The 23097-nt window shown below is 40.4% G+C and carries 23 protein-coding genes; 12 read left to right on the forward strand and 11 right to left on the reverse strand.

Annotated features, from left to right (window positions below; all coding sequences use genetic code 11):
* Window positions 1-105: 105 nt before the first annotated feature.
* Window positions 106-246, reverse strand: a complete 141-nt coding sequence (locus OGM63_RS04120) for a hypothetical protein (RefSeq protein ID WP_263744231.1) — start codon at window positions 244-246, stop codon at window positions 106-108.
* A gap of 168 nt (window positions 247-414) precedes the next feature.
* On the opposite strand from OGM63_RS04120, the gene OGM63_RS04125 reads away from it, so the two are divergent.
* From OGM63_RS04125 to OGM63_RS04135, 3 genes are read left to right on the forward strand one after another with little or no spacing between them, the layout of a single operon-like run.
* Window positions 415-1071 carry a 7-carboxy-7-deazaguanine synthase QueE gene (locus OGM63_RS04125; RefSeq protein WP_263744232.1) on the forward strand — a complete coding sequence of 219 codons (657 nt, stop codon included), beginning with the start codon at window positions 415-417 and terminating at the stop codon, window positions 1069-1071.
* Window positions 1068-1547, forward strand: coding sequence for a 6-carboxytetrahydropterin synthase QueD (queD, locus tag OGM63_RS04130; RefSeq protein ID WP_263744233.1), 480 nt, complete (start codon window positions 1068-1070; stop codon window positions 1545-1547). The genes OGM63_RS04125 and queD overlap by 4 nt, the downstream gene beginning before the upstream one ends.
* Window positions 1544-2824 carry an MFS transporter gene (locus OGM63_RS04135; RefSeq protein ID WP_263744234.1) on the forward strand — a complete coding sequence of 427 codons (1281 nt, stop codon included), beginning with the start codon at window positions 1544-1546 and terminating at the stop codon, window positions 2822-2824. Before queD ends, OGM63_RS04135 begins: the two co-directional genes overlap by 4 nt.
* Before the next feature lie 135 nt (window positions 2825-2959).
* On the opposite strand, the gene OGM63_RS04140 is transcribed toward OGM63_RS04135, so the two are convergent.
* Both OGM63_RS04140 and OGM63_RS04145 read right to left on the reverse strand, forming a co-directional pair.
* Entirely contained in the window at window positions 2960-3667 is a 708-nt protein-coding gene (locus tag OGM63_RS04140) for a class I SAM-dependent methyltransferase (protein WP_263744235.1), read from the reverse strand.
* Entirely contained in the window at window positions 3648-4400 is a 753-nt protein-coding gene (locus tag OGM63_RS04145) for an SDR family NAD(P)-dependent oxidoreductase (protein WP_263744236.1), read from the reverse strand. The genes OGM63_RS04140 and OGM63_RS04145 overlap by 20 nt, the downstream gene beginning before the upstream one ends.
* Before the next feature lie 252 nt (window positions 4401-4652).
* Here OGM63_RS04145 and OGM63_RS04150 point away from each other — a divergent pair, with 252 nt between their 5' ends.
* On the forward strand, window positions 4653-5963 hold the full coding sequence (locus tag OGM63_RS04150) for a glycosyltransferase family 4 protein (protein ID WP_263744237.1): 1311 nt from the start codon (window positions 4653-4655) through the stop codon (window positions 5961-5963).
* Window positions 5964-6029: 66 nt separating this feature from the next.
* A complete protein-coding gene (locus OGM63_RS04155) occupies window positions 6030-7262 on the forward strand; it encodes a molybdopterin molybdotransferase MoeA (protein ID WP_263744238.1) in 1233 nt (410 codons plus the stop codon).
* Window positions 7263-7344: 82 nt separating this feature from the next.
* Here OGM63_RS04155 and OGM63_RS04160 read toward each other — a convergent pair whose 3' ends face one another.
* The 5 genes from OGM63_RS04160 to OGM63_RS04180 form a co-directional block, all read right to left on the reverse strand.
* Entirely contained in the window at window positions 7345-7995 is a 651-nt protein-coding gene (locus OGM63_RS04160) for an HAD-IA family hydrolase (protein WP_263744239.1), read from the reverse strand.
* Window positions 7996-8084: 89 nt separating this feature from the next.
* Entirely contained in the window at window positions 8085-9275 is a 1191-nt protein-coding gene (locus OGM63_RS04165; RefSeq protein WP_263744240.1) for an NAD(P)/FAD-dependent oxidoreductase, read from the reverse strand.
* Window positions 9276-9308: 33 nt separating this feature from the next.
* Window positions 9309-9881 (reverse strand): GNAT family N-acetyltransferase, encoded by a 573-nt coding sequence (locus OGM63_RS04170; protein ID WP_263744241.1) that lies wholly within the window; start codon window positions 9879-9881, stop codon window positions 9309-9311.
* A complete protein-coding gene (locus tag OGM63_RS04175) occupies window positions 9882-10559 on the reverse strand; it encodes a DUF1345 domain-containing protein (RefSeq protein WP_263744242.1) in 678 nt (225 codons plus the stop codon).
* A 247-nt stretch (window positions 10560-10806) separates the two neighbouring features.
* Window positions 10807-13551, reverse strand: a complete 2745-nt coding sequence (locus tag OGM63_RS04180; RefSeq protein WP_263744243.1) for an HAD-IC family P-type ATPase — start codon at window positions 13549-13551, stop codon at window positions 10807-10809.
* Window positions 13552-13707: 156 nt separating this feature from the next.
* Between OGM63_RS04180 and OGM63_RS04185 the strand changes: the two genes are divergently transcribed.
* Window positions 13708-14772 carry an ATP-binding protein gene (locus tag OGM63_RS04185; RefSeq protein ID WP_263744244.1) on the forward strand — a complete coding sequence of 355 codons (1065 nt, stop codon included), beginning with the start codon at window positions 13708-13710 and terminating at the stop codon, window positions 14770-14772.
* Between the two features lie 187 nt (window positions 14773-14959).
* Here the strand turns inward: OGM63_RS04185 and OGM63_RS04190 are convergent, their stop codons facing one another.
* The gene (locus OGM63_RS04190) at window positions 14960-16372 is read right to left on the reverse strand and encodes a phospholipase D-like domain-containing protein (RefSeq protein ID WP_318528400.1); all 1413 of its coding nucleotides are present in this window, start codon (window positions 16370-16372) and stop codon (window positions 14960-14962) included.
* 99 nt (window positions 16373-16471) lie between these two features.
* Here OGM63_RS04190 and OGM63_RS04195 point away from each other — a divergent pair, with 99 nt between their 5' ends.
* The 3 genes from OGM63_RS04195 to OGM63_RS04205 are packed head-to-tail and all read left to right on the forward strand — an operon-like array spanning window position 16472 to window position 18349.
* Window positions 16472-17641: a cysteine desulfurase family protein gene (locus OGM63_RS04195; protein WP_263744245.1), complete on the forward strand. Its 1170-nt coding sequence runs from the start codon at window positions 16472-16474 to the stop codon at window positions 17639-17641.
* Window positions 17642-17687: 46 nt separating this feature from the next.
* Entirely contained in the window at window positions 17688-17918 is a 231-nt protein-coding gene (locus tag OGM63_RS04200) for a hypothetical protein (RefSeq protein ID WP_263744246.1), read from the forward strand.
* Window positions 17915-18349 carry a PIN domain-containing protein gene (locus tag OGM63_RS04205; protein WP_263744247.1) on the forward strand — a complete coding sequence of 145 codons (435 nt, stop codon included), beginning with the start codon at window positions 17915-17917 and terminating at the stop codon, window positions 18347-18349. The genes OGM63_RS04200 and OGM63_RS04205 overlap by 4 nt, the downstream gene beginning before the upstream one ends.
* A 50-nt stretch (window positions 18350-18399) precedes the next feature.
* Here OGM63_RS04205 and OGM63_RS04210 read toward each other — a convergent pair whose 3' ends face one another.
* Window positions 18400-19074 carry a DUF1294 domain-containing protein gene (locus tag OGM63_RS04210; protein ID WP_263744248.1) on the reverse strand — a complete coding sequence of 225 codons (675 nt, stop codon included), beginning with the start codon at window positions 19072-19074 and terminating at the stop codon, window positions 18400-18402.
* A gap of 576 nt (window positions 19075-19650) precedes the next feature.
* On the opposite strand from OGM63_RS04210, the gene OGM63_RS04215 reads away from it, so the two are divergent.
* The 3 genes from OGM63_RS04215 to OGM63_RS04225 all read left to right on the forward strand — a co-directional run bounded on the left by OGM63_RS04215 (window position 19651) and on the right by OGM63_RS04225 (window position 21264).
* Window positions 19651-20382 (forward strand): DUF1995 family protein, encoded by a 732-nt coding sequence (locus tag OGM63_RS04215; RefSeq protein WP_263744249.1) that lies wholly within the window; start codon window positions 19651-19653, stop codon window positions 20380-20382.
* Between the two features lie 22 nt (window positions 20383-20404).
* Complete coding sequence (locus tag OGM63_RS04220; protein ID WP_263744250.1) at window positions 20405-20605, forward strand: hypothetical protein; 201 nt, start codon at window positions 20405-20407, stop codon at window positions 20603-20605.
* Window positions 20606-20676: 71 nt separating this feature from the next.
* Window positions 20677-21264 (forward strand): CDP-alcohol phosphatidyltransferase family protein, encoded by a 588-nt coding sequence (locus tag OGM63_RS04225; RefSeq protein ID WP_263744251.1) that lies wholly within the window; start codon window positions 20677-20679, stop codon window positions 21262-21264.
* 43 nt (window positions 21265-21307) lie between these two features.
* On the opposite strand, the gene OGM63_RS04230 is transcribed toward OGM63_RS04225, so the two are convergent.
* Window positions 21308-22759 carry a glycoside hydrolase 100 family protein gene (locus OGM63_RS04230; protein ID WP_263744252.1) on the reverse strand — a complete coding sequence of 484 codons (1452 nt, stop codon included), beginning with the start codon at window positions 22757-22759 and terminating at the stop codon, window positions 21308-21310.
* Window positions 22760-23097 lie beyond the last annotated feature (338 nt).

A 23097-nucleotide genomic window follows, 5' to 3' on the forward strand; every position in this document is an offset into this window, starting at 1 on the left:
ATAAAATATTATATTTTGAGACTTCCCACGCATCAATGCGGACAATTGTTGCTTCTATTCCAACAAAGAGAGATTACTTGCTCAAACAAGATTTTTTCATAGTACTTACGCATTAGTAAAAAATAACATCAGTGCTATTACTTGTGTTCTATTGTTAAAGACGCTCATAGCGATCGCTACCTTCAAAAACGGAAAGAGCGATCGCTCGTAACCATGCCAAATGGTAGTTTGTGCGTCAGTCCGCATCCACTCAAAGGTGTATGTTTTGACTGAAAAAAATAAGGCTAAAAGGTTTACATAACACTTGGTTGTGAATTGATGCGAAATCCATGTTATGTTTTTTTTAGTGAATTTTTAACTGGGATTTTACCCAGACTTTAATTAAATCGCCGAACTGCATCAACAATTGTACCAATGTTAGATATCAAGACTCCATCAACAATTGTACCAATGTTAGATATCAAGCTACCAATTCACGAAACTTTTCAGAGTACAGTTCAAGGTGAAGGATACTGGACTGGTTCTTTGGTAGACTTTATTCGCTTGTCTGGGTGTCCGGTGGGCTGCCCTTGGTGCGACACTGGTTATGGTGATGGTGGTGCCAAATTACCGCGAAAGGAACGCTCTATCCAGGAACTTTTAGCGGAGCTAAAATCTCCCAGAGTGGTAATTAGTGGTGGAGAACCATTCATTCAAAAGCATTTACCTGATTTGGTGCAAGCTCTTTTGGCAGAAGGCAAGGAAGTCAGTATTGAAACCTCTGGAGCTTTTTGGCAAGAAATCTCTCCTGCGGCTTGGATTACTTTATCTCCGAAGGAACATGTTAATCCAAGATACCCAGTCCAAAAGCAGTTTTGGAGTCGGACAAATGAAGTGAAGATAGTGATAGGAACTGGGACAGAAGTTGACTTCTACCAAGAACATCTATCTGCGAAATCTAACCTGCCTGTTTACTTGCAACCTGAATGGAACAATTCAGCAAAAACCCTACCTTTAATTTTACAATTGCTACAACAAAAACCTCATTACAAGCTTTCTTTACAAACACATAAATATATCGGAGTCCAATGACAAATAATCAGTGGCTACTGGCTAAAGAATTTCGGTTTGAAGCAGCCCATCAGTTACCTTACCATGATGGAAAATGCGCTAGGTTACATGGACATAGTTGGCGTGGAATAGTTTATGTAGCTGGCGGTGAATTGGTGGAAAAAGGTGCTAAACAAGGTATGCTGATTGATTATTCAGATATCAAGACTTATCTCAAACCTTTAGTCGAAAATTATTTAGATCACTATCATTTAAATGAGTCTACAGGTTTGGAATCACCAACCAGTGAACAAATTGCTGCTTGGATATATGAAAAATTAGAGGCAGCAGGATTACCAGGGCTACTAGCGGTGAGAATTGATGAAACCTGCACCTCCATTTGCATGTACTCTAAAAATCGCATAGCTGGCTGGCTGAATTCCAGTGAAAGTTTGAATTTACTCAACACTCATCAAGGTGAGGATGGCATTGGTATCAATTTAACAACTATTTTATGATCGGTCAAAATAAATACAATCCCGATAGCTTGATCGTTAAATTAACTTTGCTTTTGTCGAGTACGCTAATTGTATTCGCAGCAGCCAGTTTGACACCTGCGCTGCCAGCAATGCAAGAACATTTTGCCGATTTAGACAATGTTGGCTTGTGGGTAAAACTGGTTATCGCTATCCCTTCTTTGTTTATACTTTTGGGAGCGCCAGTAATCGGGATTGGAGTTGATTCTGTAGGGCGAAAATCAATTCTAGTTATTTCAATTATTCTATTTGGCTTGTTTGGAACTTTAGGGTTCTTTATTCCTTCCATTTTCGGAATTCTGGTGAGTCGTGCCCTATTAGGTTTGGCTACGGCTGGGATTACCACCTCTGTCATCACATTAATTGGTGACTATTATTCGGGACAGGCGAGAGTGAAGTTATTAGGACTACAAGCTGCATTTATTGGTATTGGGGCAGTAACTGCATTGCTGATTGGTGGTGTTTTAGCTGATTATAATTGGCGGAATCCATTTCTGATTCACCTACTTGCTTTTTTGCTATTGCCACTGATTTTATTCGTCATTAGGGAACCAGAAGGAATGGTGAAGAAGCCGCAATCTTCATCAACAGAATCTGCCCAAACGACACAAGATTTACCGATTGAAGAACCATCTCTGCTAGAGTCTAAAGATATGGGCGAATCCAAGAAACTGGTGATCTTTATTTATGTCGTGGCTCTGTTGGGAGAAGTGATGTTATACCTAGTTCCCGTACATTTGCCATTTTACCTGCAAGCTATGACTGGCGCTAATGCCAAGCAAAATAGTATAGCAATTGCGGCGATGTCGTTGTTTTTCATTATCGGTTCCTTATTGTTTGCCAAACTAAAAGAGCGACTAGATTACATGACTGTGGTTGTGCTATCCCTTGGTCTTGTGAGTATTGGTTATGAAATAGTTGGCTTGGTAAACGACTACGCATTGGTTTTATTGGGGTTAACAATATGCGGACTAGGTGCAGGGTTTTTAATCCCCAATTTAGATTCCTGGCTAACAGCTATAGTACCCCCTACCTATCGTGGACGTGCAGTGGGCGGGCTAACCGCATCAACATTTCTCGGGCAGTTTTTGTCACCAATTCTTACTCAGCCACTGATTCAAAACTTGGATTTCGATCTTGACACCGCCTATGGATTGGTATACATCATCTCCGGCTATGTGTTGACTGTATTTGTTATTGTTACCTTTATGATTGAGCAGGTAAAGAAAGAGAATTTGGAAGTAGAATCACTAGAATGATATTTTGATACATCAAAAAAATTCACGCCAAACAAAACGTCAGTACCTACTTTCTACTGAGATTGAAAAATAAATTACTCACCAAGGCATCAACTGCTCATTGTGAGGCTCTAATATCAGAAAAAAATGTAGGAATTACTTCCTTGCTACCATACAAGTTGTTACTGTGTAATCAGGATGAAAATCATCGAGTTCCTCAGACGATAACTCTTCTGCTGAAATTCCCATAAAACCGGCTATAAGTGTTAAAGGATTACCGTAAAGATACAACCTTTGTTGGGAAAAATCTTGAAATAACCGTTTCATTCCATCAGGAAGTGGTCTCCAGTAATCTACAGGAGCGTCATGTAATCTCTGGGCATTGGGTACCATAGCAAAACATTGACCGCCAACTTTCAGCCAACTGTAAATATTTTTGACAACCACCCAAGGCTCACGACAATGTTCCAAGACATTAAATATTACTACTGTGTCTAGAGATTCTGGTTCGATTATGCTTGGATCATGTGCATTTCCAACCAAAGTAACGCCTGATCTTGCAAGAATATCGAGGGTTTGATATCGAGTGGCGTTATGAAACTGATAAACTTCTTTATTTAGCAAGACTCCGCCGATTTCTAATACATTTCCTACAACTTGCTCTCGAATTTCGCCAATAAACTTATCTAAATAATAGATATCCATTGGTGTTCCTCTGGCAAATCCAAAATTAGGACATATAGGAAATCTTCGCCTCAAATCACCCAAATCTAAATTATTTATTGCTGGCGAAAGTATACCTAACTTCACCATATTTTCTACTAATTGGCAAAAAGAGTCAAAACTATAAGGTAAATCCACCATTAACACAAAGATACTGTCCCGTAATAAATGCAGACTCAAGACTGGCAAAGTAAAGCACGGCTTCCGCAATATCATGAGGAGTTCCCCAATGCTGCATGGGGATACTTGTAAGGTAACTATCTTTGATTTCCTGAGATGCATTTTCATGGCGTTCTACAGGAATCCATCCCGGAGCAACTGCGTTTACTGTGATTCCAGAGGGAGCCAGTTCTGTTGCCATGCTGCGGGTAAACCCGAGTTGTCCACTTTTGGCTGTCACGTAAGCACTAAAGTTATTGACTCCCCGAAAACAAACATCACTACTAATATTGATAATTCGTCCCCATCGTTTTTCCTTCATCGAGGGTAAACAAGCACGAGTCAGCAAATAAGGACTCTTGACAAAAAAGTCGAGCATTGTCTGGAAATCCTGCCAGGTATACTCTTCAAATGGGAGTTCAGCTTGTTTTCCTGTCGCATTCAATACTAAAATATCTACTGCACCCAGTTGTGAGGAGATCTCATCATACATCTGTGCCACATCTTCTTCTTGCGTGACATCACCGCGCACCAAAATAGCTGTACAGCCTAAATCTTGTAATTCTGCTAACGTATTTTCTGCCTGGGATACCCGATTGTGGTAGTTAATCGCCACTTTAGCACCCGCTGAAGCTAATCTCAAAGCGATCGCTTTTCCCAATCCAGCAGAACTTCCCGTTACTAAAGCAATATGCCCATTTAGAGACAATGACATAATCTAATTCTCTGAAGCACTCTTTTGTATCATTTTGTAAAGTGTATATCATCTGTTGCATAATCGATTATTTTTTGTGCTATTTTCACTATAAATTTACATTTCGTACATCAATTTTGGGTAGTAAGGAAATGGCTTTGTCTGTCTCTTGTCTCGGCATTTTTACCCAAATTCCCTAATCTTCACGGATTCCGCCATGAAGTACAAAATGTAGGGCTAAAAGTTGTTATACCAAAAGGTAATTATTTAGACATGAACCAACCTAAACAGCTCGCAATTTATCACTTTTCTTACGATGGGATTGCTACTTGGTGTTGTGGGGTAGGCGCTATTGTCAAACAATTTATTGACTCAATGCCTGTCGTTGCTGAATATTTACGAGAGCATGGTTTTGAGACCATTTTCTATGCAGGAACACCATTCTATCATCCCGAATGTTCCTGGTATAGTCCAGAAATACTGCATGAAACTGAAGAAATATGCAGATCTCTATCAGGAGACGTTCTTTATCACTTGAATGGCACTGAAGGGGATGATATGTATGTTGATATTGAGCAGTGGAAAGCCACATCAGTTGGGGCAGCAAATATCGTCATCAACTACTTTCAAAAACATGAATTAAATATTGTATTTACTACCGATCCGCCCTACTGTGGGGTCGGTTCTTTTCTGTTTCGCCAATTATCTCACTTCAAAGGCAATAAACCCATTGTTGTTTGGATTCCCCATAGTACCGCATTGATTCATGAGAAAAACACCAATGAAACTCGGTATAACTGGGAAAAGCAAGCGGTTTTTGATGCCAACACCCACAAAGAATGTTTTGTTGCCTATTGTAATGATTTTATGAAAAATCATTTAATTAACGAGTATCAGGCATCTTTAGAGAGTTTAGTTCCTTTAATTAATGGCTTGCCTTTAGTTGAAAATAAAACTAGATGTAATCCTCAAGAGATTATTGAAAAATATGGATTACCCTCTGATCGGGATCTTGTTTTTGCGGGGGGTAGAGCGGCAAAGTACAAGGGTTTTGAGTACTTAATAAAGGCGTTTGCTGAATCTCAAAAATACCATACAGCAGAACTTGTGCTTTTGGTGACAAGTTTTGCCACTTCTCAAACGGAAGGGACTTACCCGAAGATTATCAAACTATTTGAAGAGCTGCAAGTTCGTGGCAAAGTTATTAATAATTATATTCCCCTAGAGGAACTGAAAGCAATTTTCCGATCGCCAAATGTGAAAGCCGTGGTGGTTCCATCTCTGGCGGAACCTTTTGGAATGATTCCCTTAGACGTTAGAGATGCGTGTGATGAAAATGGACCCGTTCTAGTTTGCTCACAAGTCGATGGTTTGCAGGAATCAACTGTTCATGGTGAAGATGGTTTTTTAGTTGATGTTGAAAACACCAGTCAATTTGCTCAAACTCTCACTCGTGCTGTGAATATGTCATCTGAAGAGAGAAAAAGTTTTTTGAGCAAGGGTAAGGAACAATTGGCACGTAAGCACAATTTTCCTCGCAATATCGCTGACTGTATTTTAAATATAGTATCTCAGCAAGATTAATCTCTAGCTTTTTCTTCACTGGAAATGCTTCGTTACTGCTTCTAACTCGTAAAAATCAGGATCGCCATGTTGTCAGTCAGTGATGCAGAAGCAATTATTTTAAATTTGGTGCGATCGCTCGATAATCAGCGAGATACAGAAGTTGTCGATTTACTTGCAGATAATCGCATTCTCGCAACACCTGTCATAAGTAACTTAGATTTTCCCCATTGGGATAATTCGGCGATGGATGGTTACGCTGTGCGTTATGAAGATGTGCAGCATTCTACCGAGCAGACACCAGCTGTTTTGGAAATTGTTGAAAAAATTCCCGCTGGGTGTCAGCCTCAGTGTACAATCAAGATGGGGCAAGCTGCGCGCATTTTCACAGGTGCGGTCATGCCAGCGGGTGCGGATACAGTAGTAATGCAGGAAAAAACTCGCTTGGAAGATAACCGCGTTTTTATCCTCACTGCACCCAAACTCCAAGAATTTGTCCGATATAAAGCATCTTATTATCAAGCTGGAACAGAACTACTACCCGCAGGAATTGTCTTGAATGCGCCGGAAATTGCCGTTTTAGCTGCGGCTCAATGTAGTCAATTGCGTGTTTACCGCAAAGTGCGTGTAGCTATATTTTCGACAGGGAATGAATTGGTAACGCCTGATAAACCGCTGCAACCCGGACAAATTGTGGATTCTAATCAGTATGCGATCGCTTCTTTGGTCAGACAAACTGGGGCAGAAGTGTTAATGTTAGGAATTGTTAAGGACGATCCAGAAGTTTTAACACAAACGATTTTTGAAGCTCTTGTTAACGCCGATATCATTATCTCTTCTGGTGGGGTTTCCGTGGGAGATTACGACTACATTGAGCAAATTCTCGAATCCTTAAACGCAAAAATTCACATTCGATCTGTGGGAATGAAACCAGGTAAACCGCTGACTTTCGCTACCTTCCCAGGTAAGAACTGTTTATATTTTGGTTTACCAGGAAATCCGGCTGCGGTTTTGGTGACATTTTTGCGGTTTGTGCAACCGGCAATCAAAAAGATGTCAGGACTTGCTGACTATTGGCTGAGTTTTGTGAAAGCGCGATCGCATGATGAATTGCGATCGGATGGCAAGCGGGAAACTTACCTTTGGGGTAAGCTGCATTTAATCGATGGATTTTACCACTTTCAGGTCGCTGGTGGTAGTCACAGTTCAGGAAACTTAATAAATTTAGCCCAAACCAACGCTTTAGCTATTCTACCTGTGGGTAAAACCTTAATTAATCCTGGTGAGGAAGTGCAAGTTTTGCAAGTTTTTGGGTGTTAATTGTTGGTTGGAGCGTTATTGGTTGACGGTTAACAGTCAACAGTTATCAACTATCCACTCCCCATTCCCTATTCCCCATTCCCTATTCCCCATTCCGATTAATCCAAATACCTCTGAGTCCAACTGCTTTGGCACCGTGATAATCTTCTTTAATGCTGTCGCCGACGTGCCATGCTAATTCAGGTGGACACTTATGTTTTTCTAAAGCGGTAAGAAAAATTTGCCGATCGGGTTTAGCTGCACCTACTTGGGTGGATATTGTAATCGAACTGAAAAACTCTCTCAGTTGCAAATCTTGCAATACCGAATAGATGCGAGAATCAAAATTAGAAATTATCCCTAGTTGAATTCCCAACCCTTTCCAGTTTACTAATGATGCGAAAACATCAGGATAGACAAACCACGGTTCGGCTGTACCAAAGTGAATATAAAGTTCACTAAAAAAAGCGGAAAAATCAGAAAATTGTGGGAGAACACCTGCACGTTCAAATGTGTGACAAGCTATTTGCAACCACCAATCAAACTCACGCTGAGGAATATCTTGTGGTTCTGCACCAGGAAATATCGGTGGTGAGGCTGCTTTAAAGCTTTGGATAAATGCTTTATTTAAAGTATCAGGGGGAACTTGCACACCAAATTCCTGCGCTATCTGACTATAAATTTCACCGACACTGCCTTTAACTCCGAAGAGTGTACCAACAGCATCTAAAAAAATAACTTTAGGTCGTTCCATAATGATGCAGCAACCGTGGTAGAGACGTAAAGAGTGGAACGTCTCTACAATATGTGTGAACCTTTGATTATATCATATGAAAGTCTCTACTACGAAAGTATTTCGATGATAGGACGAGCTAACCAGTTAAAACCAACTTTTAGCTGATGATCTAAAGTAGGCATCCGATAGAGGTAAGCTAGACGACGAGCAACAGCTGCCAAAGAGCCATCTAGTTTAACTCCTAAACCGGTGAGGGTAGCGTTATCTACCCCCAGCGTCATCATTTCTCCTAACTGCTGGTAGCGGAAGGGAAGTAAAGGGCGATCGCTTAAAGTTGCCCAGATATTCCATGCGGTATAATCAGCTTGTTGAAAAGCTGCTTGGGCGGTTGCGGGAACTTGCTGACCTTCGATATCATGAGAGTCTGCTAAGTCTCCTAAAGCAAAGATTTCTGGATGGTCAATTACTTGCAGAGTTGCTGTAGTAGTGATTTGACCGCGTTGATTTTGCTTGAGGGGGAGATTTTTCACTACCGGACTAACTCGCGTTCCCACTGTCCAGATTACCAAATCTACGGGAATTGTATCAACCTGATTTTTGTAATCTAGGGAAATGCTGTCTTGAGTAATTGATTCAACCTTGGTTTCTAAATCAATAAAAACACCCCGTGCATCTAACGCTTTGCGTGCAGCTTCACGGTTAAACTCTGGGGAAGTTCGCAAAATTTGATCGCTGAGTTCAACTAAACGAAAGCGTCCTCTTTCTTTTAACCTATCTGCAAGTTTGCAAGCTAACTCCACACCACTGTAACCACCACCAACAATTGCGATGCGGATTTTGTCTGCTGGTGATTCTTCTAAAACCCGCAAACGTTCTTCTAGATTATAAGCATCAGCAACGCTGCGGAAGGGGTAAGCGTGGGATGAGGCACCAGGAACTAAATCTAAAGGTGTTTCTCCACCCAGCGCTAAAACTAAGCGATCGTAGGGGATTTCTTGACTATTCTGTAAATGTACTCTTTGCTGGTCTATGTCAATTTCCGATACGAGTGATTGACAAAAACGTACACCTGTGTTTTGTAAAAGTTCTTCAAAAGGTGGAGCAATTTCCCAAGTTTGTAATTCCCCAGTGAGAAGTTCGTAGAGGAGGGGGGAGAAGAGGAAGCGATCGCTTTGATCTACCAGAACGATTTCTGGTTTTTGGCTAGATTGCCAAGGTAACTGACTTAAGCGTAAAGCAGTATGGAGACCACCAAAGCCTCCACCAAGTATACAGATTCGTGCAGGTTGTTGAGTCATCGGTCTTTAGGTCGGCATTGTCAGGGAGTTCTTTTAGTTTAATGATTTATTTCTCTGTCTGACCATTAACCAGCTATCTTGATATTCTCCTTCATGTAGTTCATGTTTGGGTAATATTTTCACTTTTTCAAAGCCACATTTCTCGTAGCAGCGGATAGCACGAGTATTTTTCACGTTTGGATCGATGACAATTTTTTCAGCGTGTAATTCTTCTAAAAGATAGTTGACAAGGGTTGATAATATTTTGGTGCCGATTCCTTGATTCCAATAATTCGTTTCACCGATAAACAAGTCAATTGCATAAACATTGTTTGTTTCATCCAGACAATAGGTTTGTCTGTCGTTTTCTGATAAATTATCAAGCAAGCAATATTGGATATAACCAATAGGTAATTTTTCATAATAAACAAGACAAGGGATAACCGGGTCATCTCCCGTAACTTGGGGTTTGTATGTTTCGATAATTCTTTCTAGAGGAAAAGGATTATCTCTTCCTTCGTAAAACTCTAATACTTTATCATCAGTTAACCATTTTGCCATGAACTGATAGTCGTGGATTTCGTCTTCCATGTGACGAATCATGATTTTATCGTTTTCGATTATCATCTAAATTAGCGAAGCAATTATATTGATACTCATAGCCAAAATGGTAGTATTAAAAAAGAAAGATAATATTCCATGTAGTAAAGTTAAACGCCTCATTTCTCGTGATGTTGTTTGTACATCAGAAACTTGACTTGTCATCCCTATAACAAAAGAATAATATAAAAAGTCCCAAAAATCAGGTTGATGATCGCTAGGAAAATCTAGACCCCCGGCTATTTGTTCATTAATGCTTTCATGGTCTTGATAATAATTGCGTGCATATTGCAATGCAAACACTGTATGCACCAGCAACCAAGAACCTATAATTGTGGTTACAGCAAGCATGACATGTAGAGTTAGGAGCATTGGAGAAATACCCTTTTTATCGGTGAGTAAAAATCCAATAGCTAACACACTAGCGCAAGCAGCAGCGATAATTAAAATAAAGATAGCCAAACGACCTTGATATTCACGTTTAGCATTACGTCGCATCGTTTCTGGAGTAGCCTTGAACATCATCACCAAAGTCAAGGTTAATAAACAATAAATACCACAATTCCAAGCAGTGAGAATGCGTGTAGGTAAGTGTAACCAATGTGGAAGTATTACTAATACGAATGTAGCCAAACAAATAGAAGTAAGCAGTCGGTGTCGAGAATCTATTTTTCTTATAGAATTAGGTAAATCAGGCGATCGCATAAGTTAATCAAACTAGAAAGCATGATTAACAGTATATCTTGACTGTAATCACCGATAGCAATTATAGAACTCAAAAAACGAACCGCGAAGACGCGAAGGACACAAAGGAATAAGAGTTAAAGAGGGTTTTTGCATAAGTCCTATAAACATCTTTCTTTCTTCGTGTCCTTCGTGTCTTCGCGGTTCGTTATCCATCTTATGTCACCCTTAAAGACCAACAAAACAACGATACCAAATAAAACCTTTTTTAATTCGGTGGATCTAACCGATTCACAAACGCTGACCAAATAATCATCGGTGAACCCACGGCAAGACAGAACAACCACTGCGGAAAACTCAAAGGTGCAGTTGAAAATACCTGATTAATCAAAGGCACATGTGAAAAGACAATTTGCAAAGCGATCGCTCCCACGATTCCAAATGCAATTGCCGGAATATCGACATTTTCTTTAATCGTTCCATCCATCTTCGCAATTAAATTTGGCACTAACTGACTAATACTCAGCATGTAAAAAATTCGTCCCGCAATCAAAGAATTTATCGACATTGTTCGAGCTAAATCTATATTTCCCGTCGAGGAGCGAATATATTCAAATACTCCGAAAATCACCAACCAGTTAAATAAAGAAATTGCTAAAATTCGCTTCACCCGACTACCAGAAAGTAACGGTTCGTTGGGATGACGTGGTGATTGTGTCATCACATTTGCTGCTTTCGGTTCAAAGGCTAAAGGTACTGTCATTGTGATGGAATTGAGCATGTTTAACCAGAGAACTTGTAACGATAAAATCGGTAAGTCTCTCGATAATAAAGTGCTGAGTAAAATTGTCATCGATTCTCCACCGTTGACGGGGAGAATAAAGCAAATTGCTTTCAAAAGATTCTTATAAACTGCACGTCCTTCTTCGATCGCAGCTTCAATGGAAGCGAAATTATCATCAGTTAGCAGCATATCTGCTGCTTCTTTGGCAACTTCCGTACCTGAACCACCCATCGCAATCCCGATATCTGCTTGTTTTAAAGCCGGTGCGTCGTTGACACCATCCCCCGTCATTGCGACAACTTCACCTTTTGACTGCAAAGCTTCAACTAAACGCAGTTTCTGTTCGGGTGCCACACGGGCAAATACTACACCTTCTTCGGCTACTTGTGCAAGTTCGGCTGGATTCATTTTCGCTAAATCTGCACCAGTAAAAGCCAGCACTGAACCATTTTTATTGATTCCCATGCGTCGAGCGATCGCTTGTGCTGTGACTGCATGATCGCCTGTAATCATCTTTACCTGAATTCCGGCATTTTGACAAGCTTCTACCGCTTTAATCGCACTTTCACGGGGTGAATCGATCATTCCCTGCAAACCGAGGAAAATCAAACCTGTCTCTATATCATTATGATCCACCGTCGTTTGCTCATCTGACATCGGCTTTTTCGCCAAAGCTAGTACTCGCAAGCCTTGACGTGCCATAATATTCACTTCTCGCTCAATGGTGGTTTGACGTAAGGTTTCGACACAATCCATCGGACGTGATTGTCCATCGCTATTTATCATCAACGTACAGCGCTGGAGAATCGCTTCTACTGAACCTTTGACGTAAATCGTCTTTCCCTTTGCAGTTACGTGCAAAGTCGCCATGTACTGAAAATCTGACTCAAAAGGAATCGCATCTAGTTTGGGCATTTGCTTGGTAAGCATCGACTGGCTAAAACCAGCTTTTTCGGCAGATGCAATTAAGGCGCCTTCTGTCGGGTCTCCTAATACTACCCATTTCCCATTCTTCTTTTCTAAATGCGAGTCGTTACACAACAAACCAGCAATCAGACATTCTTGCAATCCGCGATCGCGATTTAAGTCAACAACTCTCTCATCACTTAGAATCTCCCCTTCTGGATTATAACCGACCCCAGTTAAATTATATTGATGTCCTCCCGCATAAATTGCTTGCACGGTCATTTGATTTTCAGTCAAAGTGCCTGTTTTATCAGAACAAATCACAGTTGCACTTCCTAAAGTCTCCACCGCCGGCAATTTGCGGATAATTGCGTGTCGCTTTGCCATTCGCGAAACGCCGATCGCTAGTGTGACTGTAACTACGGCTGGTAAACCTTCAGGAATCGCACTCACAGTTAAAGTGACGGCTGCTTCTAAAGCATCTTGGAAATTTCTGTAACTAAGTCCAACTACAAAGGTGAGGGTTGCTAATCCCAACACCATATACAACCAATTTTGGCTGAATTTGTCGAATTTGCGAGTTAAGGGAGTGGAAACATCTGTATGTTGCTCCATTAACTGCGAAATTCGCCCAGTTTCGGTATTGTTAGCGATCGCAACTACAATACCCATTCCCTGTCCAAAGGTGACGAAACCACCTGCATACGCCATGTTTTTCCGTTCAGCGAGGGGTGTGTCTGCTTTTAAGGGTTGGGTAATTTTCTCAACCGCTACAGATTCACCTGTCAACGCCGATTCATCAATTTGGAGATTTTTGACTTGAATTAACCTTAAATCTGCGGGGACTTTATCACCAGAGGTAAGCAATACCAAATCCCCAGGAACTAACTCTTGGGAAGGAATGCGTAATTTTTGACCATCGCGCACAACTACGGTTTCTGTAGTTATCGCTTTCGCTAAAGCAGCGATCGCTCCTTCGGCTTTTGATTCCTGTATGAAACCAATAATCGCGTTGGTTGTGGTGACACCCCAAATCACTCCCGCATTCACAAAGCTGCCAGATAGGGCTTTTACTAATCCCGCACACAGCAAGATGATGAGCAACGGCTGGTTAAATTGTAAAAGAAACTTCAACCACCAAGCTTTGCTTTTCTTCGCTGTAAGTTCGTTTGCACCATATTTCGCTAAACGCTGTTTAACTACCGCATCACTCAATCCAGTTGTTGGATCGGTTTCCAATAAAGCGATCGCTTCGGAAATTTCCCAAGAATGGCAAACTGGGGTTTGTTCTGATGACCCTACCGCAGATGTTGTTACTTGCATGAGTGTAGATGTTTTCGAGTGTTATTTATTGTTTAACACGAATTATTAGTGCTAAGTGTAAATTGACACTAGTAAATTCTGATGTAGATAATAATTTCTCTCAATGGTTTATGCTTGCACTAGCGGTGAGGACTCGAAAAAGGCGAAAAGCGTGTAATGTCTACTTCATTAGAATTGATTGGGCGATCGGCAGAATTTCAGCGGATAGTGGAAGCGCTAGCTGAAGATGGTGACTTGCTGATTGTGGGTGTACCTGGAAGTGGACGACGTACCTTAGTGCGGGGTGCGGCGGAGGCAGTGAAGGCGATCGTTTTAGAGGTAGACTGTATACGCGCTACTGATGGTGAAAGATTTTTACAATTATTGGCTGAGACAATTAGCCAAAGCTTTGAAGCAGCAGAAATTAACGCTTGGTTAGACAAGACAGCTAGAGAACTTTTTGCTTTTCATCCCCAAGACGGGAAACTTAAGCTGCTACGTTCTCTCAACCAAAAACAGCTATGGCAAGCATTTGAAATATTGATTTCGTTACCGCAACAATTAGTTACAGGTTCAGAACAACGCGTAATTCTGATTTTGCAGAGTTTCCCTCACATTCGTTCTTGGGATCGCAATAATTTATGGGAAGCGACACTGCGACGAGAAATTAAGCGCCAAGATAAAGTAAGTTACATCTTAATTGCCACCATTGGCGAAACAAGTAACCAAACTGATTATCCTTTAGAAACGGTGCAGTTAGCTCCTATAGCAAATGATGTTTTGGCACTTTGGACAAGAGAAATTTTGCAAACAGAAGAATTAACTTTTGATTCTCGCTCTAAGGCATTGCAACTATTTATAAATGCCGTGCAAGGACACATCGGTGATGCAATGGCATTGATTCGCCGCTTGAAAATTTTGCGCCGTTCGGATGGTATGATTACTGAGCAAGAAGTAGAGCAAGCAATTAGCGGATTGCTGAAAGATTTATCGATTACTTTTGAGTCTTTACTGATGTTACTTCCGGCAAATCAAGTGCATCTTTTGGAATGTTTGGCAATAGATCCGACTGACAAACCCCAACGTCGAGAATACATTCAAAAACATGGTCTTTCTCGTGGTGGAAGTTTGCAAGGTGCTTTAACTGGACTTCAGCATAAAGGCTTAATTTATGACGCTGAACATGGTTATAAATTAGCGTTACCATTACTAGCTTTGTGGTTGCATCAGCGATTAAGTTAATAGACATCTCCACAAAATACGTAGAGACGTAGCATTGCTACGTCTCTACAAGGGTTTCGGGCAATGTAAAATTAATTTGTACCAGATGTTTAATAATATCATCGTAGAGACGTTCCGGTGGAACGTCTCTATTTATTGAGCGCTGGAACGTCTCTATTTATTGAGCAGTAAACTGCTCACTACGAATTCAATTTTCAGAACATTGTTTTTCTTGCATTTTAACTTTCTCTAATTTCTTTGGCGGTAAGCCGATTTTTGCCTTATTATAAAGACGTTCAAATTCTCGTATATAATGAGTCGCAACTACAGGATTTTCAATTACTAAAAGTGTTTCGTCATTACCATTATTTGCCGCTTCTGACCAATTGTGAGAACCTGTAATTACTGTTTTTTCATCTATCACAGCAAATTTATGATGCAATAAATCACCTTTGGGTAATAAAGGTACACCAACTGTGGTTATGGGATTTTGCCAAGGATGGTTATTCACTTCATATTTACATTTGTTGCTCAAAGCAATACCCATCATATCTAATGCTTCACTATATGAACGATAGGCAAATTGTGATTCAATCAAAGCGCGAATTTTCACACTTTGTTGATGACGATTTTCTAAGATATTAACTAAGCGCTGTTCGGAAAAGACAAATAATGCCATATCGACGTTATTTGTCGCAGAAGTTAAAGTTTTACCGATTAAACCGTTACTGCTTTGACTCCAAGGTTGAGTTGGGGAAGTTGGTGAAAACTGCACGGTAATTGTGCTTGCACCTAAGGTTATTTTTTCAGGTAAACGCATTGGTTTTTTCAAGCCAAATTTACTATTCGATTTTCCCGCTTGTCCATCGCCCCACATGATGTTAAACTCTTTGGTAAATAAAGCCGCTAATTCAGGACTGTCTATATTCAATAAATTATTGGCGTTACCTAAACTGGTATTATTAGAATAATCTCCATGAATGTCACTCAAGGTAAAATTAGCCGAAGTAACAATCACAATGCGATTATCGACAATCACAAATTTATGATGCATTAAATCGCTACCCGCTGAACCATCTGCTCTATCATCAACTATAGGGACTTTCGCATTACGCAAAATAGTCAAAGCATCTCTTTGGTTGATTTCCTCTAAACTAAGTTGATTATCTTTATTAATGTCTACAAATTGCCTAAATTCTTGATATCTTTCCTTTTCTCTCTTCTCTAGCTTATCAACTTCCGCTAGAGTGAAACTACTCCAAGAACGACTATAGGTGTTTTCTAAGATTAATCTCACCTTAACCCCAGCTTTTTGTCTATCAACCAACGCTTCTGCAACTTTGGGTAGACGCAATTCTTGCACTGCTACATCTACTGTTGATTTAGCTTGGAAAATTGCATCAACAATCTCTTTTTCTAAATCATCCCCAAAACGGGTTTGCTGTCGGTAAGGTTCTTTATATTCGGAAGATTCGGAATGGTTAAAGTAAACTTTGACTAATAAATCTTGGGGTAGCGGTTGAAGACGTTTACTGTGAGACTGGACTCGCTGACAACCAGTGAGGGTAAGTACCAGTAAAAAGATAAAATAAAAATACCTTTGGGTAGAAAAAATTTGCACCTTAGTTTGCGTTCTCGTTAGGGGAACAAATTTATAATTCCCAAATAATAAAGTTTTTCAACACAAAAGTTGCCAGCGTGTGTTCTTCCGCAATATAATATGCAAATTTATTTAGATTACAGTGCAACTACTCCCACTCGCTCTGAAGCGATCGCCACAATGCAAGCAACCCTCACTCAACAGTGGGGCAATCCTTCTAGCTTACACGAGTGGGGACAACGAGCCGCAACAGTTGTCGAAATTGCGAGAATGCAGGTTGCCGGATTAATTAACGCTCTTGATCCGCAATCGATTATCTTTACCTCTGGGGGCACCGAAGCTGATAATCTGGCGATTATGGGTATCGCTCGTTTGTACGCGGTTCCCCAACATATGATAATATCCAGTGTGGAACACTCTGCAATTTCTGAACCTGCGCGATTATTGGAAATGTGGGGTTGGAAAATAACCCGCTTACCCGTGGATGCGAAAGGTAGAGTAAATCCTGTAGATTTAGAAGCAGCCTTGCAACCTAACACCGTGCTGATTTCCGTGATTTACGGTCAAAGTGAAGTTGGGACAGTCCAACCAATTGCCGAATTAGGAAATATTGCGCGATCGCACAACATCATATTCCACACAGATGCTGTGCAAGTTGCCGGACGCTTGCCAATAAACGTACAAGCTTTACCTGTAGATTTACTGAGTTTATCCAGCCATAAAATCTATGGATGCCAAGGTGCAGGAGCGCTGTATGTCCGTCCGGGAGTGGATTTAGCGCCTTTGCTGAGTGGTGGAGGGCAAGAAATGCGACTGCGTTCAGGTACGCAAGCTGTGCCAAATATTGCCGGCTTTGGTGTAGCGGCAGAATTAGCAGCACAAGAAATAGTAACCGAAACACCACGTTTAATTAAATTACGCGATCGCCTATTTTCTCAATTAGCTGATATTCCTGGTTTAATCCCCACAGGCGATATGATTTCCCGCTTACCTCATCATATCAGTTTCTGTCTGCAACAAGCCGATGGGGAAAAAATTACTGGTAAAACCTTAGTACGGCAGATGAATTTAGCTGGTATTGGTATTAGTGCAGGAGCCGCTTGTCATAGTGGTAAACTTAGTCCAAGTCCGATATTGTTAGCGATGGGTTATTCCGAAAAAGCGGCTTTGGGAGGAATTCGCATGACATTAGGACGCGATACCACTGAAGCTGATATAGATTGGGTAGCGATGGTGTTCAAGCAAGTTTTGCAAAGGTTGATACCGGATTTATCTTTAGTTAAACGTTGATAGCTCATACTAAAATTTAGATACAGCAATTGTTGGAGTGTTTTCTATGTCGCTGCAAGAGCTTAAAGAGCAAGCCCGTCAACTGCCAGCGAGCGATCGCCTTGAACTCGTTCGTGCGATCGTTGAATCCTTGCAAGATGTTCCAACCCAACCACCTGAGCGATCGCGCATCATCAAGCAGATGAAAGGTTTATTGAAGACCGACCAACCATCACCCACCGATGAAGAGGTGGAGTCCATACTAGAAGAACGTCGGTTGGAGAAGTATTTTGAGTGAGAGTTTTGATTGATACCAACATCGTTTTAGATTATTTGCTAGACCGAGAGCCATTTCTGCAAGATGCGGAAGCCCTATTTAATGTGATTGATTCTGGACAAGTAGTTGGATACGTGACTGCAACAACACTCACTGATATTTTCTATATCGCTCGCAGACAAACTCGAAGTATTGAACTTGCTAGACAGGCAGTTTCAACCACACTCACGGTTATGGTCATTTGCTCTGTAAATCGGGGTATTTTAGAAGCAGCTTTCGCATCTGGTTTAGCTGATTTTGAGGATGCGGTACAAATTTATTGTGCAGTTGCTCAGAGTTTAGACGCGATTGTTACTCGCGATTTGCAAGGGTTTTCCAATTCAGCGATACCAGTTTTGTCAGTGCGTCAGCTATTAGAGCAGTTGGGGTCAGTTGGGGAGACGGAGAATTAGTCGCTTCAGGATAACTACTCCCTTCGCGCTACAAGATTACCTACTCTCTGCTATCCTCTAAAAACAATCCCAAGAAATAAACTTACCAGTTTTTTCCCAAATAAAAGCCAATCCAACCAAAATATGATGTGAATAGCTACTATTACCCAAAATACAATTTGGTATGAAACCTTGCTACTTTTGTGACGTAATCTTCGTTGGGCAATGAATGCCCCCAACCATCCACCCATAAATTCACATAAATGTAATGTCCTTTCTGATACTCTCCAACGCCCCTGCTTTGCACGAGATTTATCATCCGCGTACAGTGTAAATGTAAGAAAACTCATTACAACATAGAGAATCAGAGGAATTGGGTTGAAAGTCGTCAATGCAAAATGCATTGCTCCTAAACCTGGTAATAAAGATAAGAGTAACACCTCGAATATTAAAGAAGATTTTGCTTTAGGCTTGAATGTTTCTTTCTTTATTGCTTTATATGAGGTTATCGGGATAGGTTTGGATACAACTCCCTCAATGGAAGCGTTGCAAGCATGAATTCTTCCATCTTTATCAACCGTTAGCTGATAGCAAATCACATCACCAACTTGTGGACGATGATTTGTTTCTTTGAGTGCAGTGATATGCAGAAAAACGTCTTGACTGCCATTACCCGAACGGATGAAGCCAAAACCCTTATCATCCTTCCATGTTGTTAATTTACCTTTATGCCAAACAGGTTTCATCAAAGTCCTTGATATCAATACTTAATTCTTATAATTCCCATATAAAGGTCAGATGATTCATATTAAAATTTAGGACGTTGCTGAATCTGGATGTAGAGACGTAGCACTGCTGGATGTAGAGACGTAGCACAGAATCGTCTCTACAAGGATTTTGGTGTTACGTAAAATCCGGCGTCATACATGAAATCAGCAACGCCAAAAAATGATATGGTTTTTTCAGCATTGAGATGTAGAGACGTAGCACAGAATCGTCTCTACAAGGATTTTGGTGTTACGTAAAATCCGGCGTCATACATGAAATCAGCAACGCCAAAAAATGATATGGTTTTTTCAGCATTGAGATGTATAGACGTAGCACAGAATCGTCTCTACAAGGATTTTGGTGTTACGTAAAATCCGGCGTCATACATGAAATCAGCAACGCCAAAAAATGATATGGTTTTTTCAGCTTTTCTACACCGCTGCCTCAAAAATAGCAACAAAACGCAGAAATATAGAACCGAAAATCTAAAATAGTAATCTCGGCGCAAATACGTTTTACAGTTTAATAGAATCTCAAATTTGAAATCGTTAAAAATGGCTGAACTTCCTAATACCTTAGAAGACGCGATCGCTCAAGCACAAATCGCTACCCAAGCAGCGTTAGCGGATGGTTATACTCGTCTCCAAGTTGAGTTAGTCTTCCCAGAACTCAAACATATGTCAGTCGCGGAGCAATTTCTACCAGCTTTTCAAACATACGAATCTCGTCTGAAAGTTTTCTTTACCGATGCCGGTGCTGCGGCTCTTGCCCGTCGCGACTGGGCAGGTGTACCATTTAAAATTGAAGATATTGGCAGCGGTAGGGTTGCTTCCCTAGAATCAAAAATTCAGCCAGAAGACGAAATTTTCTTATTTGTCGCTCCCACTTCCGTAGAAGTGCCACAGTTGGAAAAACTATGTGAATATATAAGCGATCGCCCTTTTGTCATTTTAAATCCTCGCTTAGATGATGCTGGGGTTGTGGGTATCGGTTATGCAGCAAGAAAAACACGCGATCGCTTCATTAGCACCCTTGAATCATGTTACTACCTCCGTCCTGTAGACGATGAAACAGGTGTATTTCGCTGCTACCCTCGACAGTGGGAAGTCTGGGTGCAAAAAAGCGGTAATTACGAAAAAATAGCCGACTTACCCAAAAAACCAGCCGGTGACGAGTTGGATCTGATTCTCGCAAAAGGTTCACAAACCTCAAGTGATGGTACACCTGCGAAAAAACCTGGTGTATTCAAGAGTTTGCAGCGTTTCCTCAAAGCGTTGAGTAGTTAAATTTTATTAAGAGGAATATGTAATGGAACGCTCAAAAATAGTGGCAATTATTACAGGTGCAATTTCGATAATTTTAGCGATCGGCTACCTAATTCTTGTCCAGTTGCTAGACTTTCGAGGTGAGATGAAACCTGCCCCCATCAGCCAACTTAACCAATCAGCAGTCATTACTTATCATCATCCAATTTCTGACAAAGGGGAAAAACTAGTATATATATCTTAAAAATCTAAATTCTTCAGATCCCCGACTTCTCACTCGAAATCGGGAATCTTGTTTTCAATAAAAAATAAATCATGAATCTAGTATTTATTCCCAAAATTCTTATACTATTTCGTGCCCTGATTTCTCCCTTTCTTCTTTGGGATGCTCTTGATGGCAAAACCACTATTTGGTTTATCATTGGTTTTATCGCAGCCTTCCTCTCAGATATTTTCGACGGGATTATTGCAAGAAAATTAGATGTTAGTAATGCTCAACTGCGTCAAGCTGACAGTTGGGCTGATGTTTGCCTTTATAGCTGCATATTTATTAGCGCTTGGCTGGTGCATTCAGATATTCTGATTGCTTTTCGCCTACCTTTGCTGATGGTTGTTTTTGTACAATTAATTTGGTGGATAGTTAATTTAGTGAAATATGGTAAACCCGCTAGCTATCACACCTACTCGGCAAAATTTTGGGGAATAACTCTTTTTATTGCTATAGTTGCCCTCTTCGGCTTTAATTATGCGGGAATTTATTTATGGTTGAGTTGTATTGCTGGCATCATTCATAGTATAGAAGAAATTGCTATGACCCTAATTTTACCAGTTTGGACACACGATGTTTTAAGTATTTTTCACGCCTTAGAATTGCGTCGTGATTTGAAAACTATTCAAGGATAAAGGCTGCCTAAGCAGCCCATCAACTGGACTTGAGACTACTTATTTAAGCGCGAGAAGTATAAGTATCAACACTATTGATTTCAAACTCACACGCTCTAGAAACTACTTCTGGAGGTAATTCATCAAAACTGACTAATGGTAAATAAGAAGGGTTTGCCATTAGTTCTTTCGCTAATAAAAATCCAGCAATTGTCCAGGTTTGATATTTCCTGGCTTGTTTACCCATGAGACGCCCTTTTTTCCCATCATAATATTCGGGCCATTCATCATCACTCAAACGTGCCTCGGCAATTTCAATCGCCATTTTTGCCAGATTTATTCTGTTAGTTTTTACCGCTGCTGCCACCAACATCCACGTTAAAACGGGCCAGCTGCCACCATTATGATAAGACCAGGGAATATTTTTGGGGTCACATCCAGTGACAATTCTGTATTCTTCATTTTCCAAAGCGGGGAAACAGATTTTCATCGGCATATCTCCCACTAAATCGTTCCATCGTTTCTCGATGAGATTCATAATCGCTTGCGATTGCTCAACGCTTGCAAGATCGGAAACGATTGCCATCAAGTTTCCCAGTGAAAAGAAGCGAGTATCTAACTGCGATGGTCCGACATTACCTGCTAGATAACCACCTTTTTTTGGTAACCACTTGTCTAATTCATAATAAGGAAGAGAATCTGCATATACATTGAAAAGATTAACGGCAGTCTTGCCATATTCTTCACCTTTGAAGCGATAAATTGCATTTAAGCGATTGATATCTATCCAATAATGCTGGCGGATATGAGCGCATAATAGAGGTAAGCGGTTATCAATTGCTTCGACAATATCTTGATTGCCTTTACAAATTAGTAACTCGCGAGCAGCACGCAATGCAGTATAAAATAGAGTCTGAATTTCTAAGGGATGCCCGTAGATACCTAGACGACGGTCAATCATACAAGCACCATCTGGAACTAACAGCGTTGGATACATATCAAAGCGAGTAGCCAAGCAAAGTTCCATAATCAACCTAATACCTTTTTGGAATTCAGGTTGATAAGCTAAAGAAAAATCTTTGGTAGAGATGACATAAGCACGCAATAAAATCATCCACCACAGACAAGAATCAACAGGTGTCACTCTCGCGATCGCATGTTCCCCAAAATCAGCTTCTAAATATTCTTCCCCATTATTTAATACTACTTTAAAGCTAGCTGGAATCAAACCCCTACCTGGCTTATAAGCATCTAATTCTCTTTCTTTAGGTTGTAACTTTAAGGTTTCTTCGAGAAAATTACGCACAATCTCTGCTCTGTCTTTAATCAGAAAAAGTAACGCAGAAGAAACAAAATCTCGAATAAAGCACTGGTCATAATTGAGCGCTTCTACTGATACATCAAAGGCAGCTACAGTGCCCACGGGACGTCCTTGATAGTAAAGAATGGATTTCTCTAGTGCTTCCCATGCTTCTTGGTCTACACTTTTGATCGTTACTAATTCGTTTAGTTGCATCGCTCTTGATATCTCCCTTTACATTTTGTCGTTATATTGTGTCTTGTGGTAGATGTGCCCGAATTATTATTTTTGCTATTCTGATCATAACAAAGACGATTTTTTTAGTAGCAATATAATTAACGAATAATTTACCTATAATTAGGAAATTAAGCTGCTAAATACGCAGCTTAATTTCAACTATGATTAATTTTTGTAAATTATGTTTATCGGAAATTAAACCTATTTTTTTCTGACGTTCACTCTTAACATACTTATCGATAAAATTGCAGTTAAATATACTTTTAAATAATTATTTTTATGTTCCACATTTGAAATAAATATTTGACAAAGCAATA

Source organism: Plectonema radiosum NIES-515 (assembly GCF_025753815.1).
In the GTDB taxonomy this organism is placed as follows: Bacteria; Cyanobacteriota; Cyanobacteriia; order Cyanobacteriales; family Nostocaceae; genus Hassallia; species Hassallia radiosum_A.